The 18,267-nt window shown below is 69.9% G+C and carries 16 protein-coding genes; 11 read left to right on the plus strand and 5 right to left on the minus strand.

Going from position 1 to position 18,267, the window contains the following annotated elements:
• Positions 1 to 39 precede the first annotated feature (39 nt).
• Genes ABD204_RS07370 through tsaE form a run of 4 tightly spaced genes read left to right on the plus strand, consistent with a single transcriptional unit; the run spans position 40 to position 4,452 of the window.
• Positions 40 to 1,578 (plus strand): sugar ABC transporter ATP-binding protein, encoded by a 1,539-nt coding sequence (locus ABD204_RS07370; protein WP_194423984.1) that lies wholly within the window; start codon positions 40 to 42, stop codon positions 1,576 to 1,578.
• Position 1,579: 1 nt separating this feature from the next.
• Positions 1,580 to 2,626, plus strand: a complete 1,047-nt coding sequence (locus ABD204_RS07375) for an ABC transporter permease (protein ID WP_194423985.1) — start codon at positions 1,580 to 1,582, stop codon at positions 2,624 to 2,626.
• Between the two features lie 46 nt (positions 2,627 to 2,672).
• Complete coding sequence (gene mtnK / locus ABD204_RS07380; RefSeq protein ID WP_194423986.1) at positions 2,673 to 3,893, plus strand: S-methyl-5-thioribose kinase; 1,221 nt, start codon at positions 2,673 to 2,675, stop codon at positions 3,891 to 3,893.
• Between the two features lie 58 nt (positions 3,894 to 3,951).
• Positions 3,952 to 4,452, plus strand: a complete 501-nt coding sequence (gene tsaE, locus ABD204_RS07385) for a tRNA (adenosine(37)-N6)-threonylcarbamoyltransferase complex ATPase subunit type 1 TsaE (RefSeq protein ID WP_194423987.1) — start codon at positions 3,952 to 3,954, stop codon at positions 4,450 to 4,452.
• Here the strand turns inward: tsaE and ABD204_RS07390 are convergent.
• On the minus strand, positions 4,436 to 5,362 hold the full coding sequence (locus tag ABD204_RS07390; protein WP_194423988.1) for an alpha/beta fold hydrolase: 927 nt from the start codon (positions 5,360 to 5,362) through the stop codon (positions 4,436 to 4,438). The two genes, tsaE and ABD204_RS07390, sit on opposite strands and share 17 nt — an antisense overlap.
• Positions 5,363 to 5,445: 83 nt before the next feature.
• On the opposite strand from ABD204_RS07390, the gene tsaB reads away from it, so the two are divergent.
• The 4 genes from tsaB to ABD204_RS07410 are packed head-to-tail and all read left to right on the plus strand — an operon-like array spanning position 5,446 to position 8,178.
• A complete protein-coding gene (gene tsaB / locus ABD204_RS07395) occupies positions 5,446 to 6,093 on the plus strand; it encodes a tRNA (adenosine(37)-N6)-threonylcarbamoyltransferase complex dimerization subunit type 1 TsaB (protein ID WP_194423989.1) in 648 nt (215 codons plus the stop codon).
• Positions 6,090 to 6,665: a ribosomal protein S18-alanine N-acetyltransferase gene (gene rimI, locus ABD204_RS07400; RefSeq protein ID WP_194423990.1), complete on the plus strand. Its 576-nt coding sequence runs from the start codon at positions 6,090 to 6,092 to the stop codon at positions 6,663 to 6,665. The genes tsaB and rimI overlap by 4 nt, the downstream gene beginning before the upstream one ends.
• Positions 6,656 to 7,738: a tRNA (adenosine(37)-N6)-threonylcarbamoyltransferase complex transferase subunit TsaD gene (gene tsaD / locus ABD204_RS07405; protein WP_409263979.1), complete on the plus strand. Its 1,083-nt coding sequence runs from the start codon at positions 6,656 to 6,658 to the stop codon at positions 7,736 to 7,738. Before rimI ends, tsaD begins: the two co-directional genes overlap by 10 nt.
• Positions 7,735 to 8,178 carry a hypothetical protein gene (locus ABD204_RS07410; RefSeq protein ID WP_194423992.1) on the plus strand — a complete coding sequence of 148 codons (444 nt, stop codon included), beginning with the start codon at positions 7,735 to 7,737 and terminating at the stop codon, positions 8,176 to 8,178. The genes tsaD and ABD204_RS07410 overlap by 4 nt, the downstream gene beginning before the upstream one ends.
• 30 nt (positions 8,179 to 8,208) lie before the next feature.
• Here the strand turns inward: ABD204_RS07410 and ABD204_RS07415 are convergent, their stop codons facing one another.
• Entirely contained in the window at positions 8,209 to 9,396 is a 1,188-nt protein-coding gene (locus ABD204_RS07415; protein WP_194423993.1) for a THUMP-like domain-containing protein, read from the minus strand.
• 188 nt (positions 9,397 to 9,584) lie between these two features.
• On the opposite strand from ABD204_RS07415, the gene ABD204_RS07420 reads away from it, so the two are divergent.
• From ABD204_RS07420 to ABD204_RS07430, 3 genes are all read left to right on the plus strand, one after another.
• Positions 9,585 to 10,613 (plus strand): hypothetical protein, encoded by a 1,029-nt coding sequence (locus ABD204_RS07420; protein WP_194423994.1) that lies wholly within the window; start codon positions 9,585 to 9,587, stop codon positions 10,611 to 10,613.
• A 136-nt stretch (positions 10,614 to 10,749) separates the two neighbouring features.
• Entirely contained in the window at positions 10,750 to 12,636 is a 1,887-nt protein-coding gene (locus ABD204_RS07425; RefSeq protein ID WP_322597543.1) for a dynamin family protein, read from the plus strand.
• Complete coding sequence (locus ABD204_RS07430) at positions 12,633 to 14,156, plus strand: dynamin family protein (protein WP_194423995.1); 1,524 nt, start codon at positions 12,633 to 12,635, stop codon at positions 14,154 to 14,156. Before ABD204_RS07425 ends, ABD204_RS07430 begins: the two co-directional genes overlap by 4 nt.
• On the opposite strand, the gene ABD204_RS07435 is transcribed toward ABD204_RS07430, so the two are convergent.
• The 3 genes from ABD204_RS07435 to ABD204_RS07445 form a co-directional block, all read right to left on the minus strand.
• Complete coding sequence (locus tag ABD204_RS07435; RefSeq protein ID WP_194423996.1) at positions 14,085 to 14,753, minus strand: hypothetical protein; 669 nt, start codon at positions 14,751 to 14,753, stop codon at positions 14,085 to 14,087. The genes ABD204_RS07430 and ABD204_RS07435 overlap by 72 nt on opposite strands.
• Positions 14,754 to 14,849: 96 nt before the next feature.
• Positions 14,850 to 15,647, minus strand: a complete 798-nt coding sequence (locus ABD204_RS07440; protein WP_194423997.1) for an IniB N-terminal domain-containing protein — start codon at positions 15,645 to 15,647, stop codon at positions 14,850 to 14,852.
• A 121-nt stretch (positions 15,648 to 15,768) separates the two neighbouring features.
• Positions 15,769 to 18,267, minus strand: a complete 2,499-nt coding sequence (locus tag ABD204_RS07445; protein WP_194423998.1) for a helix-turn-helix domain-containing protein — start codon at positions 18,265 to 18,267, stop codon at positions 15,769 to 15,771.

Genomic DNA, 18,267 nt, shown 5'->3' on the forward strand with positions numbered 1-18,267 from the left:
CCCCCTCACATCGACCGCTCAGCGAGGAGCAGCGAGACCATGAGCACGCCGCGCGACACGCAACCCCTCCCCCCGCCCGTTCTCGAACTGCGTGGCATCCGCAAGTCCTTCGGAGCCAACGCCGTCCTGAAGGGTGTCGACCTCTCCCTTCGTCCCGGGCGCATCACCGCGCTCCTCGGCGCGAACGGGGCGGGCAAGTCCACACTCATCAAGGCTCTCTCGGGAGTGCACGAACCGACCTCCGGTGAGGTGCTCCTCGACGGAGCGGCCGTCGATCTCGAGAATCCGATCGCCGCCTCTCGACTCGGTGTGCGCACCGTCCATCAGCGCATCGACGACGCGATCGTGCCGGGGCTGAGCGTGGCCGAGAACCTCGTCTTCGAGCAGATCGCGCTCGGCGAGGCGCCGACGGTCGCGTCGCTGACGTCGCTGCTTCCGCGTGCGCGCGCGGTGGCTGCCGCCCTCTCTCTGGACTGGGATGACGCGTTCCTCCGTCAAGACGTCTTCGAGCTGGGTATCGCCGACTGCCAGATGCTGCTGCTTGCTCGCGCGCTGGTCACCGATCCCAAGGTCCTGATCCTCGACGAGCCCACCTCGACGCTGAGCCAGTCCGAAGCAGAGCGACTGTTCGAGACGATCGTGGCGCTCCGCGAGCGCGGCGTGGCAATACTCCACGTGTCGCACCGGCTCGCGGAGATCGACCAGCTCGCCGACGACATCGTCGTCCTGCGCGACGGTCGCATCACCGCGACGCAGGAGCGTCCGTTCGACTTCGCCGCCGCCGTCACGTCGATGCTGGGCGAAGGTGCGACGCGCGATATCGAGCGCCTCGAGCACCTCGTCGGCGAGCAGGTGGCCCTCGAGATCGCGGGTCTGCGGGTCTTCCCCGAGTCGCCCGCGGTGTCGGTGTCGCTCCGGGGAGGCGAAGTCACCGGCATCGTCGGTCTCATCGGCGCCGGCAAGACCGAGCTGGCCGAGTACGTCTTCGGCGAATCGACCGGGGCCGAGGCCGGTGTCATGACTCTGCGCGGGGAGCCGTACACCCCCCGGCATCCCCGCGACGCGATCCGACGCGGGGTCTACCTCGTCCCCGAGGACCGCGCCGCTCAGGGGATGCTCCCCGGCTGGTCGATCGCGAAGACCTTCAGCCTGCCGTTCCTGTCCCGTTTCGCGCGCGGGCCGTTACTGCAGCAGGGGGCCGAGACGGCACGCGCCGCACAGGCGATCGACGACTTCGGCGTCGTCGCGACCGGGCCCGGGCAGACGGTCGACGCCCTCTCGGGCGGCAATCAGCAGAAGGTCATGGTCGCGCGGTGGATGCAGACGCCGCCCGACGTCCTCCTGCTCGACGAACCCTTCCGCGGCGTCGACATCGGCGCCCGACGCGAGATCGCCCGCCGCGCCCGCGAGCAGGCCGCCGACGGAAGCTGCGTGGTGATGCTGTGCAGCGACGTCGACGAGCTCCGCGAGATCGCCGACCGCGTTCTCGTCCTCGTCGAGGGGCGCATCACCCTCGACGCCCGTATCGACACCGTTTCCGACGACGAGATCGTCCAGAGCATGACGGAGGTGGCCTGAGATGGCCGACACCACGACCATTCGCGCGCAGTCGCGCGAGACCCGCACCGGCGATCTGGTCCGAGACGCGGTGGTGAAGTACGGCTTCATCGCCGTGACGGTCATCGCGTTCGTCTTCTTCGCCCTCACCCAGCCCGCCTTCGCCACGCCGGAGTCGCTGTTCTCGATGCTCAAGTTCGCGTCGGTCACGGCGATCCTCGGGCTCGGCGTCATGTTCAGCATGATCGTGGGTGGACTGGACCTGTCGATCGGTTCGGTCGCGGGCCTGGCGGTGCAGCTGGTCGCCGTGACCATGGTCTTCTACAACCTCACCGGCGTCACCGCCGTCGGCGTGGCCCTGGTCGCCGGTCTTCTGGTGGGCGTCCTCAACGCGTTCCTCATCGTCGTCTGCAAGATCCCGGATCTGCTGGCCACACTCGGGGTGATGTTCGTCATCCAGGGTGTCAAGCTCATCCCCGTCGCCGGTCAGTCCGTGTCGTCGGGCATGATCCTGCCGGGCGGCGAGACCGCACCGGGCAAGTTCGACCCGGCCTTCCTGCTGATCGACCGGGGCACCATCGGGCCCGTCCCGATCCCCGTGGTCATCATGCTGGTGCTGGTCGTCGCGTCGTGGTTCGTCCTGACGCGCACGTCATGGGGACGGGTCCTCTACGCCGTCGGTGCGAACCCGGAGGCGGCGCGCCTGTCCGGCATCCGCGTCGGGCTCTACCGCGGGGGAGCGTACGTCGTCTCGGCCCTGTTCGCCTCGGTGGCCGGCATCATCCTCGTCTCGCGCATCGGGCAGGGCGATGTCAACGCCGGCTCGTCGAGCCTGCTCGAGGCCGTCGCGGTGGCGCTGGTGGGCACCTCCGTCCTCGGCATGGGCAAACCCAACGCGTGGGGCACGCTGCTCGGTGCCGTCCTGGTCGCGATCGTCCTCACGGGCATGACCATGGCAGGGTTCCAGTACTACTTCCAGGACACGGCGAAGGGGCTCGTGCTGATCGTGGCGTTGCTGTTCTCCTTCACGCTGTCGCGGCGCAAGTCGCGCTACTCGCCGGCGACCTAGCCTCAGCCCACACTCGCATCCAGCCCCCCAACGAAGGAACGGGTCCATGTCCCACGAGTACGAATTTCTCACCGAGGCGAACATCGGCGCCTACATCACCGCGCACCCGGAACTGCAGGCCCGCCTCGACGGCACCCGGCTGACCGAGATCCGTGAGATCGGCGACGGGAACCTCAACGTCGTCTTCCACGTGCGGGATGCCGCCGGACGCTCGCTCATCCTGAAGCAGTCGCTGCCCTACGTTCGGATGACCGGCGAGGGCTGGCCGATGACACCCGACCGCGCGCGGCGGGAGGCCGACTCGCTCGTGGCGCACGGTGCGATCGAACAGGAACTGGTCGTCGAGGTCGTCCGATACGACCGCGAGCGCTACATCCTCGCCCTGGAGGATCTCTCCGACCATCGCGTCTGGCGGGGCGCCCTGAACGACGGGGAGTGCCATGACGGCGTCGCGGTGCAGCTCGGACGCTACGTCGCCGGGGTCGCGGTCGGCACCTCCGTGCTGGGGCGCGAGCGGGGCGAGGTCGCCGATGCGACGGCGCGCTCTCAGAACGCCGAGCTATGCGTGATCACCGAAGATCTCGTCTTCACGGAGCCGGTGTTCGACGTCGGACGCAACTCGGTGCTGCCGCAGAACGCATCGGATGCCGCGGCGCTCGCCGCCGACGGCGTGTTCGCCGCCGCGATGAGCGAGGCGAAGTGGCGCTTCATGACCCACGCCGAGGCGCTCATCCACGGTGACCTCCACACCGGGTCGGTCATGGTGCGGGGCTCCGGGCGTCGGGGCGACGAGGTCGAGTCGGTGAAGGTGTTCGACTCGGAGTTCGCGTTCTACGGCCCGGTGGCCTTCGACCTCGGCGCGCTGATCGCCAACTACGTGTTCGCCGCGGCGCGGGCGCGCGCCTTGGGCGACGACGAGCGTGCCGCGTGGGCTCTCTCCCTCATCGACGAGACGTGGATCGGCTTCGAGGAGGCGTACCTGGCTGCAGCATCGACGTGGCGCGAGACGAAGCTCTTCGATGGGGCGTTCGCGCGCCGCCGCGTCGCAGAGACGCTGCGTGAGGCGGCTCTGTTCGCCTCGGCCAAGATGGCCCGCCGCATCGTCGGCGCGGCGAAGGTCGCCGACATCGAGTCGCTCGAACCCGACGTGCGCGCGCCGGCGGCGCGCTCGGTGCTGGTCGCGGCGCGTGCCGTGGCGGCGCGGTGGCACGACGTGTCGTCTCCGGCCGAGCTCCGAGGCACGATCGCGCAGCACCTTCTCAGCTGAGCCCGGCCGCCGCCGGTGTGGCACGGTAGACCCGGAGCCCGCTCACCGGAGGAGGACCATGACGGGGTTGGATGCGATGCTCGGCACGCGGGAAGTGACGAGCCCCGCCGACATGCACGCCTTCGGCGTCGAGATCGGACGGATGCTGTCGGCCGGCGACCTCGTCGTGCTCACGGGCCCACTCGGTGCGGGCAAGACGACCCTGACCCGCGGGATCGCCGAGGGTCTCGGGGTGCGCGGGCCGGTGCAGAGTCCGACGTTCGTGCTCGCCCGCACGCACCCGTCACTGGTCGGAGGCGCACCCCTCGTGCACGTCGACGCCTACCGGCTGGGGTCTGCCGCAGAGCTCGACGACCTCGACATCGACGTGGACGCTTCGGTGGTGATCGTCGAATGGGGCGCCGGCATGGTCGACGGACTGCGCGAGATGTGGTGGGAGATCGAACTCGATCGCGAGTGGCACGGCCGCGGTGTCGACACCGCCTGCGGAGTCACCGCGCACGAGGTCGACCTCGACGCCGATTCGCCGCGGGCGGTGACCGTCACGCGCCGTCCCTGACCTCCGCGATCGCATCGAGGACGGCGTCGGGGCGCTCGACATGGGCGAAGTGCGCGGCGCCGGTGACCGGATGAACGGTGAAGCGCGGGATACGCGCGGCGAACGCGGCGTCGTCGCCGGGTGAGGCGAACACGTCGGCCGGGCCGCGGACCGAGACCACCCGGCACCGGATCGCGCGCCACGCATCCTCGTCGTAGACGGCAGCCGCCCGCGCGCCCCGTGCGAAGGTGGCCGGGCGGATCTCGGAGCGGAACGCCGCGACCACCGTGGGGTCGACCCGAGCGGCGAACAGCGGGCGGGCCAGCGCAGGAAGGAGGCCCGCGGAGGCGACCGCGCCGACGACCGCGCCGCCGGCCGGCCCGAGAGCGGCGAGCACACGCATCGTGGCCCGCATCCCGGCGAAGCCCGGCAGTCGCATCCCGCCCCGGAGCGGTCGGCGGGAAGCGTCGAGCGCCGCGGCGCCGGTGGGGGAGACCAGGACCGCGCCGAGCGTCGTATCCGGCTCCCGCGCGGCGACGTCGAGTGAGACCAGGGCGCCGAGGGAATGACCCACCACGATCGCTCGCTCGTAGCCCAGTGCGACGACCACCTCCGCGACCGCGCGTGACACGTCGGCGACGGTGGTGGATTCCTCGAGGGGAGCGCTGTCGCCCCACCCGGGCAGGTCGACGGCGACCACGTCGGTGAGTGCGCGGCCGCTGCCCTCGGCGTATTCGGCGAGCGGCGTCCACGTCGTCCACGTTCCCGCCGCGCCGTGGAGGAGAACGGTCGCGACCGGACCGGTGCGCCGTGAGACCCGCGCGGTCAGATCGCCCACACCGGTGGCGACGCTCACGGTGCGCCAGCGGAAGCGCGCCGGCTCGGCGACCAACGGGGGAGTGCCGCCTTCGCGCACGTACCGGGGGAGCATCCGCATACGGGGTGTTCGTGGCCGCGCGCCGGATCGGATCGTCGCCGTGCTCGCAGACCTGCACTCCGATTACGCTGGAAGGCGTGATTCTGGGCATCGACACGTCGATCGGCACCGCCGTGGCGGTGATCGAGCCGGACGGTGTCGTGCGGGCGCAGCTCGACAGCGGCGATCCGCGCGGGCACGCCGAGGTGATCGGCGACCACCTCGCGCGGGCGCTGGCAGAAGCGCAGATCTCGAGCGGCGAGATCACCCACGTCGCGGCGGGCATGGGGCCGGGTCCGTTCACGGGACTCCGCGTCGGCATCGCCGCCGCACGCACGTTCGCGCTGGGTCGGGGCATTCCCGTGGTGCCCGTGGTCAGCCACGACGCCGTCGCCCTGGACCGCCTGCTGCTCGCGGCCCTCACCGACGCCGGCGAGGAGCGTTTCGCCGTGGTGAGCGACGCCCGGCGCCGCGAATTCGCGTACACCGTCTACGAGGGCATGGACGACGACGGCCTGCCCGTCCGCGTCACCGACCCCGCGCTGGTGCCCCGCGACGAGATCGACGCGACCCTCGAGGCGCTCGGCGCCCGCCGCCTCGACGCCGCCGTCGTGCCGGCGGGGATGCTGGCTCTCGCCGCCGCCCGCGCCGTGGCCGCCGGACGCTGCATCGCCGGCGATGATGCGCTCTACCTGCGTTCACCGGATGTGTCAGCCCCGACGGCACCGAAGCGAGTGGGCGGATGAGGCTCCGGCCGGGCGGAACGGCGGACCTCGACGCGATCATGGCCCTCGAGCGTGCTTCCTTCCAGGGGGATGCGTGGAGCGAGACGGCCATGCGCGCCGAACTGGCCTCGCCCCACAACCACTACATCGTCGCCGAGCAGGCCGGGCGTCTCGTCGGATATGCCGGGCTGCGCGCTCTAGACGGGGCGAAGGACGCCGATGTGCAGACGATCGCGCTCGACCGGTCCGCGCGCGGACGGGGGCGGGGTCGGACGCTGTTCCGTGCCCTGCTGGCGGAGGCATCGCGCCGAGGCGTGCGCGAGGTGTTCCTCGACGTCCGTGCCGACAACCCGCCGGCTCAACGGCTGTACGCCTCCGAGGGCTTCCTCGAGATCGGCCGCCGCCCGAACTACTACCCCGACGGCAATGTCGACGCCATCGTGATGCGACTGGATATGCCCGCTTGGGCTGCCGCCCACGTATCCACCTCACCGATGTCGGAGAATCGCGCTGATGTCGGAGCATCGGACGAGAATCCTCCGACATCGGGCGGAATCTCCGACCGACGGAGCGAGGCAGGAGCGTGCACGTGAACCGCCACGACCCGCTGGTGCTCGGCATCGAGACCAGCTGCGACGAGACCGGCATCGGCATCGTGCGTGGCCGCACGCTGCTGTCCAACACGATCGCGTCGTCGATGGACGAACACGCCCGCTACGGCGGCGTGGTCCCGGAGGTCGCCGCCCGCGCGCACCTGGAGGCCCTGCAGCCGGCGATCGAGGCCGCACTCGCCGAGGCGCAGGTCTCGCTCGCCGATGTCGATGCGGTGGCCGTCACCAGCGGGCCGGGGCTCGCCGGCGCGCTCATGGTCGGCGTGGGGGCGGCCAAGGCCCTCGCGGTCTCGCTCGACCGCCCGCTGTACGCGGTCAACCACCTCGTCGGTCACATCGCCGCCGACATCCTGGATGCGGGTGCTCCACCGCTGGAGTACCCCACCGTCGCTCTGCTGGTCTCGGGGGGCCACACGTCTCTGCTGCTCGTGCGCGACCTCACCACCGACGTCGAGCTCCTGGGCGAGACGGTCGACGACGCCGCGGGGGAGGCGTTCGACAAGGTCGCGCGGCTGCTCAGGCTGCCCTACCCCGGGGGACCGGAGATCGACCGGGCCGCCGCGACCGGTGACCCCACCGCCATCCGGTTCCCGCGCGGACTGTCCCGCGCCAGCGACATGGCCGCGCACCGGTACGACTTCTCCTTCTCGGGGCTGAAGACGGCGGTCGCCCGCTGGACCGAGCAGACCCGTGCCGCCGGTCAAGAGGTCCCGGTCGCCGACGTGGCGGCGAGCTTCCGGGAGGCGGTCGTCGACGTTCTCGTGACCAAGGCGTTGGCGGCGTGCGAGGCATACGGCGTCCCCCGCCTCCTCCTCGGCGGCGGCGTGATCGCCAATCGGCGCCTCCGGGACGTCGCGCTCGAGCGTGCCGGGGCCGCGGGCGTCGCGGTCCGCATCCCCCCGTTGTCGCTGTGCACCGACAACGGGGCGATGATCGCCGCTCTCGCCTCCGAGCTCATCATGTCCGGCAGGCGGCCCTCGACCCTGGCATTCGGTGCCGATTCGACGTTGCCGGTCACCGAGATCCAGGTCGCCGAGAGGACGGATGCGGGATGACCGCCGCGGACGATCCGTCGGTGGAGCAGCCCTCGGACGACCTCGCTCCGGTGGCGGGGGAGTCGCGGATGCCCGGAGAGCACCGTGGCGGATTCTCGCGCCTTCCCACGGGCCCCCTGGGCATCACCGGGATGACGGCGCCGCCCGAACCGTCGGTCGCACCCACGGCCGACGTCTGGTCGACGCCGGCGCCGCGGCTGCGCAGCGTCCTGTCCGGCTGGGCGCTCGGGATCGCGATCCTCGGATTGATCGCGTCTTTCTTCGTCGGATGGGCCTTCCCCCTCGGCCTGGTCGCGATCGTCGTCGCCGTCATGGCCCTGCGACGCCTGGTCGAGGACCGGGCGATGGCGATCTGGGCGATCTGCATCGCGTCGGCGTCGGTGATCTACAGCGTCGGCTGGCTGGTGTTCGCCGCTTACAGCGCGAGCCTGTTCAGCTGATCGGAGCGGATCCGAGCGGATCCGACCCGGTCACACGCGGTCGGCGAGGATCGCTCGCCGGGTATCGCCGATGCGGGTGAGGACCAGGGTCGCGGCGCTGTCACCGCGCAGCTTCAGCTTCGTCCGGAGGATCGCCGGGTCGACGTCGACTCCGCGTTTTTTGATCTCCAGCCGCCCGATGTCCCGGGCGCGCAGCGCCTTGGCGAGAGCCTTGATATCGGCGGGGAGTTCTTCGCGCACGCGGAAGGAGGCGACGAAGGGGCTCGTGAGGGCGGCGTCGGAGGTCAGATAGGCGATGTGGGGATCGAGCATCCCCGCCTCGAGCGGCCGTGCGACATCGCCGATCAGACGGGCGCGGATGACCGCACCGTCGGGCTCGTGCAGGTACGCTCCGAGTTCGCGCGTCGGGGCATCGGCCGCGTCGGCGGGGGCGGTCAGCTCCCACGCCTGGTCACCGCGGGTGACCAGGGCTGCGCGGCGCACGCCTTCCCGGGCGAGGCCTTTCGACCACAGCACGAGTTCGATCGTCGACCCGTCGGCGCTGACCCATTGGGCCTCGAGGTCGTCGGGGATGAGGTCGCGGTCAAGCCCCGGGCCGAGCTTCACCCCGATCGGTTGCGTGCGCGCGAGCTCGAACACCCACTCCAACGACGGCGACCACGCGTCGTGGCGGGTGCGTGCGGTGTCACCCCGACCGGCGGTGCGTCGAGCGGGATCGAGCCAGACCGCGTCGGCGCGGGAGAGATCACGGTCCTCGGCACGGCCGTGCGCGACGTGGACGGATCCGCCGAACGGGGCGAGGTTGTAGGCGGCGATCGCCGCGGTGATCTCGTCCGCGTCGACGGCGTCGACCGACAAGCCGAGACCGGCCAATCCCAGGGCGTCGCCTCCGATGCCGCAGCCGAGGTCGGCCACGCGGGTCGCGCCGGCGTCGCGGAAGCGCCCGGCGTGCAGCGAGGCGATCGACAGGCGCGTCGCCTGCTCGAGGCCCGCCCGGGTGAACAACATGCGGTGGGCGAGGTCGCCGAACTTCGTCTCGGCCTTGGCGCGCAAACGGGCCTGACCGACCAGCGCCGAGACCAAATCGGGGGAGTGGCCGGCGGCACGTAGGTCCGACACCTGACGGGCGACGTCGTCGGACGAGCGCACCGACGGCATGTCGGCGAGCATCCGCAGCCCGTCGGCGGTGAGTAGGGCGGTCAGTTCCGACGAGTCCATTCGATCCAGCGTAGGCGCTCCCCGGGACCCGATCCCGGTGCCGAACCCGAACCCCCGACCGGAAACACCGATGACACCCCTAGGGGATCCCCGGAAGGCTCCGGGGGTATCCCGGATGTCCTGTGACGGGATCGGACGGACTATGGATCCGCAAGGCCGCTGATGGCTTCATCGAAGGGACTGGGACAATGGCTACTGGGAACGACTTCAACGACGGAATCATCCTCGACGAGACGCTGAACGACAACAACCTCGGCGTCAACGAGAACGAGGTCCTCTCCGACAACTTCTCCGACAACGACAACTCGGTCAACGACTCGGGCAACACCGAGAACGAGCTCGAGGTCGAGATCGAGGACAACAACGTCGCGAGCGTGGTCGGCAACGAGGACTCGGGCAACAGCAACTCGTACAACGACCTCCTGTCGAACAACGACACCGAGATCGAGGACTCCGGCAACTCGGACTCCTACAACGACACCGAGGTCGAGGTCGACGTCGATGTGGACATCGACGCGTCGGACAACTCCACGCACGACGACTCGACCAACGACTCGTACAACGACAAGGACTCCTACAACGACGAGGACTCGTACAACGACTACGAGGACTCCTACAACCGGGACTCCTACAACGACACCGAGATCGAGATCGACAACTCCACCAACCTCGACGACGAGTCGGTCACCGTCGGCGTGCGGCAGTACAACACCGGCTTCGGTGACTTCCACGTCGGTGGCCTGGCCGGTGCCGGCGCGGCCGCGGCGGGCGCCGCCGCCCTCAACATCGAGATCGACAACCGCGCGACGCAGGTCGACCAGTCGGTGAACCAGAGCATCGTCGCCGGTGACGACGTCAGCCAGCGCATCTCCAACGACGTCGTCGTCAACACCGGTGACTGGGGTGCCGCAGCCGGTGACGACGCCGAGGTGAGCAGCACCGAGACCTCGATCTCCGTCGGAGACGTGATGATCGGCAACACCACGATCGACACCCACATCCAGGAGTCGTTCAACGACATGTCGACCAACTCGTGGACCGAGTACGAGATGGAGATCGACGACTCGTTCAACAGCTTCGAGCAGGAGACCGAGATCGAGGTCGAGGTCGAGGACTCCTTCAACGAGTTCGACTCCGACGTCGACAACGACTGGGAGTGGGAGAACAACGGCAACATCTTCAGCCCGGGTGGAGACGTGGTCGAGTTCGACCTGTGATCATCAGCTGACACACATCTCGCCCGGCCGCCTTTCGAGGGGCCGGGCGAGATGTGTCGTCCGGCCCGCGCCCGCCCTACCCCCGCCCGGGGGATCGGGATAGCGTGGGCCCGGGGGACGGATTCGAGGGGGATGCGTGAGCGAGGACATCGCGAAGCGAGACGGAGAGATCACGACGGAGCCGGCGCTGGTGTCGTCGCAGACGGGGAAGCAGCTGGTCGCCCTCGTCGACAACGTCGAAAAGCTCGCGGCCTCGACGGGGCGTGCCGATCTCGCCGGTCGGCTCGACCACACCCGTGAACGGCTTCAGGATCCCCACGTGCGCGTGATCGTGGTGGGGGAGTTCAAAAAGGGCAAGAGCAAGCTCATCAATGCGCTTGTGAACGCCCCGGTCTGCCCCGTCGACGACGACGTGGCCACCAGCGTCCCCACCGCCGTCGGCTACGCCGAGATCCCCCGCGCGTGGGTGGTGCAGCAGAAGGGGGACGAGCCGGGTGCCGTCGAAGAACTCGACATCCCCCTCGACGCGCTCGCCGACTACGTCTCCGAGCGGGGAAACCCCAGCAACGAACAGAAACTGCTCTCGGCCGAGGTGGTGTTGCCTCGAGAGCTGTTGCGGGGCGGTCTGCGCCTGGTCGATTCCCCCGGCGTCGGCGGCCTCGACTCCACCAACGCGTTGACCACCCTCGCGGCGCTGTCCTCCGCGCACGCCGTCCTCCTGGTCTCCGACGCCTCACAGGAGTACACCGAGCCGGAGGTGCAGTTCCTCCGCCACGCGATGCGGGTCTCCCCCAACGTGGCCGCCGTGTTGTCCAAGACCGACCTGTACCCGCACTGGCGCGACATCGAGCGCATCGATCGGTCGCACCTGGGTGAGGTCGGAGACGTTCCGATGTTCTCGGTATCCAGCGACCTGCGGCTGCTGGCGGCGGAGCACCAGGACCGCGAGCTGAACCTCGAATCCGGTTTCCCGCAACTCGTGCACCACTTGCGGGGCGAGGTACTCGGTCACGCCGAGATCATCCACGCACGCAGTGCCGTGCACGACATCGTCTCGGTGGTCGACCAGATGGAGATCTCGCTCACGTCGGAGCTGAACGCGATCCTCCATCCGGAGGACACCCCGCGCATGATCGCCCAACTGGAGGACGCCAAAGCGCGCGCCGACGAGTTCCGCGGCCGGTCATCGAAGTGGCAGACCACCCTCAACGACGGCGTCGCCGACCTCATCTCCGATATGGAGCACGACCTCCGCGATCGCCTTCGTCGCGTCCAGCGCGAAGCCGAAGCCGCCATCGACGAGGGCGACCCGGGGCCGATCTGGGATCAGATCACCGAGTGGATCGACCAGCGCGTCAGCGCGGCCGTGTCGGAGACGTTCGTGTGGACCGACGAACGCTCCCGCTGGCTGTGCGAAGAGGTCGCCGAGCAGTTCTTCGAGGGGCAGACGGAGATCCCGCTGTTCGCAGTCGGCGACACCGAAGGTGTCCTCGACCCGGTGGACCGCATCGGCGACGTCGACTCGGGGCAGATGGGTGCGGCGGAGAAGATCTTCATCGGCGTCCGCGGCTCGTACGGCGGTGTGCTCATGGTGGGTCTGGCGACCGGGCTGATCGGCTTGTCCCTCATCAACCCGCTGTCGTTGCTGGCCGGAGTGGTCGTCGGTCGCCGCGCCTACCGCGAAGACATGACCAACCGGCTCTCCCGCCGCCGATTCGAAGCCAAGACCGTCGTGCGTCGGCACATCGAAGAGGTCATCTTCCAGGTGGGCAAGCAACTGAAGGACCGCCTGCGCCTCGTACAGCGGGCGGCACGCGACCACTTCGGGGGGATGGCCGACGAGTTGCACCGTTCGTTGGGTGACGCGGTGCTGGCCGCCAAGCAGGCTGCTTCCACTTACGCGGCCGGTCGTGACAACCGGGTCAAGGAACTGCAGGCCCAGATCCGGGAGTTGGAGGCCCTCAAGCGGAAGATCCCCGAGATCGCCCCCGTCGCGAAACAACTCGAGACGGTGCGATCGTGAGCTCGTCGCTCCGCGATACCGCCGCACGGCTCCTCGAGGACGCGCGTGCACGGTATGTCGACGACCCCGAGGCGAGCGCCCAGCTGGAGGCCCTCTCGCGGCGTCTGCACGAACCGCTCCGGCTCGCGTTGGCGGGCATGGTCAAGGCGGGGAAGTCGACGCTGTTGAACGCCATGCTCGGTGAGCGGCTGGCACCCACCGACGCGGGGGAGTGCACCCGCGTGGTCACGTGGTACCGCTATGCGGCCACACCTTCCGTCACCCTTCACCGGCGGGACGGGCAACAGCAACGCCTGGCGATCCACCGGGACCGCGGCCGCCTGGTTTTCGAGCTCGGCGCGGTGTCCGCCGACGAGGTCGACTGGATCGACGTCGGGTGGCCCTCGAGCGGACTGCGCTCGCTCATCCTCATCGACACCCCCGGTATCGCCTCCCTCTCGCAGGACGTCTCGGCGCGGTCGACGACGTTCCTGGTGCCCGAGGAGAAGCCGTCGTCGGCCGACGCGATCATCTATCTGATGCGGCACCTGCACGCATCCGACCTGACCTTTCTCGAAGCCTTCCGCGACACCGCAGCCGGGGCCTCGCAGACCGTCAACGCCGTCGCCGTCCTCTCCCGCGCCGACGAGATCGGGTCGGGTCGCATCGACTCGATCCTCTCGGCCAACAAGGTCGCACGCCGCTATGAACTCGACGGCGACCTCGCCTCACTCGCCCTCGGCGTGATCCCGGTGGCCGGGCTGCTGGCCGAGAGTGCCCGCACGCTCCGCGAAGACGAATACGCGGCGTTCAAGGAACTCGCCGGGCTCGACCGTGACGACCGGGAACGTCTGCTGATCTCCGCCGACCGCTTCATCCGCCCGTCCGAGGCCACCACGCTCAGCGAGGAGCGGCGGCGTGGTCTGCTCACACGGTTCGGCATCTTCGGCGTGCGGCTCGCCACGGCGCTGTTGCGCCGGTCCACGCCCACCTCCACCGATTTCGCCGAGATGCTCGTGCAGCACAGCGGCCTCAACGAACTGCAGCAGTTCATCCGAGAACAGTTCCGCACGCGGGCGGGCATCCTGAAGGTCCGCGGTGTGCTCGACGGTCTCGATCAGGTCCTCGCTGACTTCCCCCGCGACGACGTCGAGCAAATACAGGGCGGCATCGAGCGGGTGCGTGCGAGCGCTCACGCACTGCGGGAGCTGTCGACTCTCGCGCACGCCCGCGCCGACGGACTTCCCCTCGCCCCCACCGACGCGGCGGAGGCGGAGCGGATCATCGGGGGCAAGGGCACCTCGCAGATCGCGCGTCTCGCCCTGCGGGAGGACGCGACCGACGATGACATCCGCGTCGAGGCGGAACGGCTCCTGGCCCGCTGGCGGGCGCTGGGTCAGTCGCCGCTGACCGAGCGGAACGCCGTGGAGGTGTGCCGGGTGGTCGTCCGCAGCCTCGAGGAGATCGTCTCAGTACTCCCCGCTGTCGCCGGATCGTCGGACGTCGTGTTTGCGGGCGGTCCACGCCAGAGCGCCTCGTAGGGTGCTCAGCAGGAGGGCCAGCACCGCGAATCCGGCTTCCCCGGTGAACAGCTGACGCAACATCGACCCGTACTCCCCACCTCCGACGAGCTCGAGCGCGATGAGGAAGGCGACGACCTGGACCATGACCGTGGCGAACTGCCACCACCGGGCTCCGGGTTTGCGGCTCGAGAACGACACGAGCAGCACGATCTGCATGAGCACGAGCGTGACGATGATCGCGAACACCGCCCAGTAGACGATGTCGGCCGCGGCTTCGTAGGTCTCGTCGGTGCGGTCTTCGCTGACCGCCTTGATCGCGTCGATGATGAGGGGCAGCTGGTCTTCGCGGATCACGAAGTAGAAGACGATGGTCACCGCGCCGAAGGCGAGACTGAGCACCCACAGGAATTGGCTCAGCCGCACCGAGAACGGCGGCGGCGCTTTGGTCAGCACCGGCGGGCTGTCGCCGTGGGACAGCGCCGGCCGCTCCGGTGCGTCGCGGGGCGGCTTCGGCGGAGCCGGGCGGGCCGACGGCTGCGCCTGCCGCGCGCTCGCCGGCAGCGGCGGGCGGGGCGGGATCTCCTGACGCGCAGGTGAGGTCGATGTCTGCGACACGGTGGTCTCCGATCTCCGGGATACCTCACCCGCGCGCCGGGGTGTGGCCTCGGCGCGCGGGTGAGGGGGCATGTGATCTGGGGACACGAGCCGGCCTTACGGCTGGTCTTCGAGGTCCGCTTCCATCGGCTCCTCGACGAAGTCGGCGGAGGTGTCGGCCTCGTAGCCGTAGTCGCTTTCGACGGGGGCGGTCTCGACCACGACCTCGCTTTCGACCGCGACGTCTCCACCGATGTCGCCGTTGTTGACGGCGACCTGTGAGGTGTCGACCTCCGAAGACGTGTCGTTGAACGAGTCGTCGATCGCGACGTCGGCCGAGGCCTCCTCCGAGTCGGTGTTGAAGGAGTCGTCGACGGTGGTGTCGGTCTCGGTGTCGGTGTTCGTCGACTCGTCGTTGAACGAACCGTCGATGTCGACGTCGGTGGTCTCGTTGCCGATCGCGATGTCGCCGGTGTCGATGTCGGTGCTCGACGTGTCGACGCTGGCGGTCTCGCCGGCGGCGGCCCCGTAGTCACCGCTGTTGACGATGGCCTCGTTGTCGAAGATCTGGTTGACGTCGCCGTTGGCCCAGATGTTCTGGTTGACCGACTGGTCCACGATCGTCGCACGGTTGTCGATCGTGAAGGTCTGCGTGATCGTGTTGATCTCCTCCACCGGCGTGGGCTTCGGGCCCGGGGGGTGGGGATGCGGATTCGGGTGCGGATGGACGTCGTGCCGCTCGACCACGACGGGCGCCACGGCGCGGACATCGTCGGCGCAGATGTCCGACAGTCCGTTCGCGGCGAGCGTTCCTTCGGGATCCTGCTCGAACTCCGCGGCAGCCTCCGGGTCTCTCAGCAGGCTCAGGATGAACTCGATCAGTGCGTCGGCGATCGTCGCCAGCGGGGTGGTCATGGTCTGTCTCCTGTCGTTTCGAGACTCGTTCTCGAGGCTATGCAGATCTGCGAGGTTCGGAATCGGGGATAACCCCGAAAGATTCGGTGGGCCCTTAGGGGTCCGGCGGGGAACTCGGGGGTCATCGTGCGGCCCCCTCGGTGACTCCCATCGCCACCCGCAGCTTGGCCAGCAGATCCGAACGGGATGTCGCCCCCAGCCGGCGGCGGATCTGGCCGATGTGGTGCTCGGCTGTGCGGGGTGAGATGAACAGCTCAGCGCCGATCTCGGCGTAGGTCCGTCCCTGCAACACGAGGTGCGCGATCTCGTGTTCGCGTTCGCTCAGACCGCTCGCGGCGGCCGTGGCGACGGGGCCGGTGGGTGGTTCGTTCGGTGACGGGGTCTCGCGCGGGTGCAATTCGCGGGCGCACGCCAACAGTCGCGCTCCGACTTTCTTGTCCTTGCTGCGACGTGCGCCGTGCCCGGCCAGGCGCGCACCGTCCCACGCCAGGCCCACCGTCGCCAGTCCGCGGGCGGCGGTCTCGACCGCATCCGGATCGATCGTGCCGGCCAGAACCGAGGTCCACACGCCACCGGCCTGCGCCATGCGCGCCGCGAGGGGGTTGCGGTGTGCCGCTTCGACGAGTGCCTTGGCGTGCGGGACGAGGTCGTCGGGACGATTCCTCAGAATCCCGCGCTGGATCCCCGCCCAGTGCAACGCCGTCGCCCACACCGAGGGCTGGCCGAGTCGATCCACCAGCACCAGCGCGTCGCGGAACGCCGGCTGCATCCACTCGGCGTCTCCCAGACGCGCCGACACGACGACCAGCTCGCTGAGCGGCAGCAGCGTGTACAGGTCGGGCTCGACGCGGCGCACGCGGCTCTTCAACGACTCCCACGCCGCGCCGAGTGCCGCCGCGTCTTCGTAGCGACGGGCAAGTTCCACGGTCACCGCCGCGGCGATCAGGTCGTCACGGGCCGCCAAGACGACGCCGTCCGCGGTCGCCTCCGCGAGCGAACGGCGCGCCTCGGCGACCTGCTCGCGTTGCACCGCGATCCACGCGTTCCACAGCAGCAGCCGCGGCCGCCAGCGACGGCAGCGCTCGGTGTGGGAGAGGGCGTCGGTGACGACCGTGTGCGCCAGCTCCAGGTCGCCGATGCCGATGGCCGCGGTGGCGGCGACCACCGCGGGAAGCTCGGGGGTCGGGGCGGTGTCGCGGGCCGCGCAGTACAGATCCGCCGCACGACGGAGGTCGTCGACCGCCTCTCGGGGGCTCTCGTCCGAGAGGGTGGCGCGCAGGCCGCGATCGAGCAGGTCGAGCGCGACGCCCAGCGTCGACGGGGCGCCCGGCGCGGCGGCGTCCGGTCCGGGCTCCTCGGCGTCGAGGTCTGCGGTCATCCCGGTGCCGACCGCCGCGATGACCGCTCGTGTCCGGCCGGTTCCGGTGGTCGGTGGCATCGCCCGATAGGTGTGGTCGGCGACCGACATCATGCCGCGGTCGGCCCACGTCACGGCCAGCGTGTCGGCGGCCAGGTCGTGGTCGGGGTGGTCCGGGGTGATGTCCATGTCACCGAGCAGCAGTCCCGCGCCGTCGCCGTCGCCCGCGGCCCACAGCGCGTGGGCGCGGGCCACGGTGATGTCGGATTCCGGCACCCCGCACGCGACCGCGCGTTCGAACAGCGCGGCGGCGAGGCCGGGTTCACACGCGATCTCGGCGCGGGCGCGATCGGCGATCGCGACCCCCAGTGCGGGATCGACGACCCCGTCCAGGCAGGCGGCCAGGTCCGATCCGGGGACGAGGTCGATCGAGCCGTGGCGGAGCAGGTCGATGAGTACGTCGATGGAGACACTCGCCCGGGCGACCTCGGCCACGAGCGGCGCCGGACGCCCGTTGGCGGTGAGCAGGCCCTCCGCGTAACCCTCGGCGACCACGTCGGCCGGGTCCGCGTGGTGCATGCCGGAGTCGCGGGCGCCGAGACTGAGGCTCTCGATGCGACGGCGTACCGCGGGGGAGACCGTCTCCAGGCGATGCCGTATGCGCCGGCGCACGACGCGGGTGAGTTCGCGGTGCGCGGGGTCGTCGCTGCAGTCCTGCAGATCGTGCGCTTCGACGCAGGCGGCCACCAACCAGGCGATACCGCCGGCGACGTCGAGGATGTGCTGCGCGCAGGCGGTGTCGGCCGACATGAGGTCGGTGCGCACTTCGGCGAGGGTGACTTCGCCGAGAAGGACGGGCGGGCTGTCGTGCTCGACGATCCGGGTGATCTCGACCAGCCCGGCCGGTGCCGGCCAGGTCCGGTAGGCGACCACCAGGCCCGCCTCCGGACGGGTCGCCCGCGTGAGGAGTGCGGACAGCTGCTCGGTCGACAACTCCTGGGCGTCGTCGACCAGCACGGTCACCTCGTCGTCGACCGCGGGCACGCGCTCGCGTGGTGACAACGACCGCGTCGGACGCCCCTCGCGTTCGAGTCTCGCGCGCAGATAGGCCAACGCGTCGGTCTTGCCCGAGCCGGCGCTCCCGACGATCGCGGCGCGCAGTGGGGGTCTGCGCGTGACGAGATCATCGAGAGCGCCGAGTGCGTGGGCAGCCCGGGGGAGCACTTCGACCGCCGGATCGGTGGTGTCGGTGAGTCGAGTCAT

The sequence above is a fragment of the Microbacterium aquimaris genome, from assembly GCF_039531285.1.
Classification (GTDB): Bacteria; Actinomycetota; Actinomycetes; order Actinomycetales; family Microbacteriaceae; genus Microbacterium; species Microbacterium aquimaris.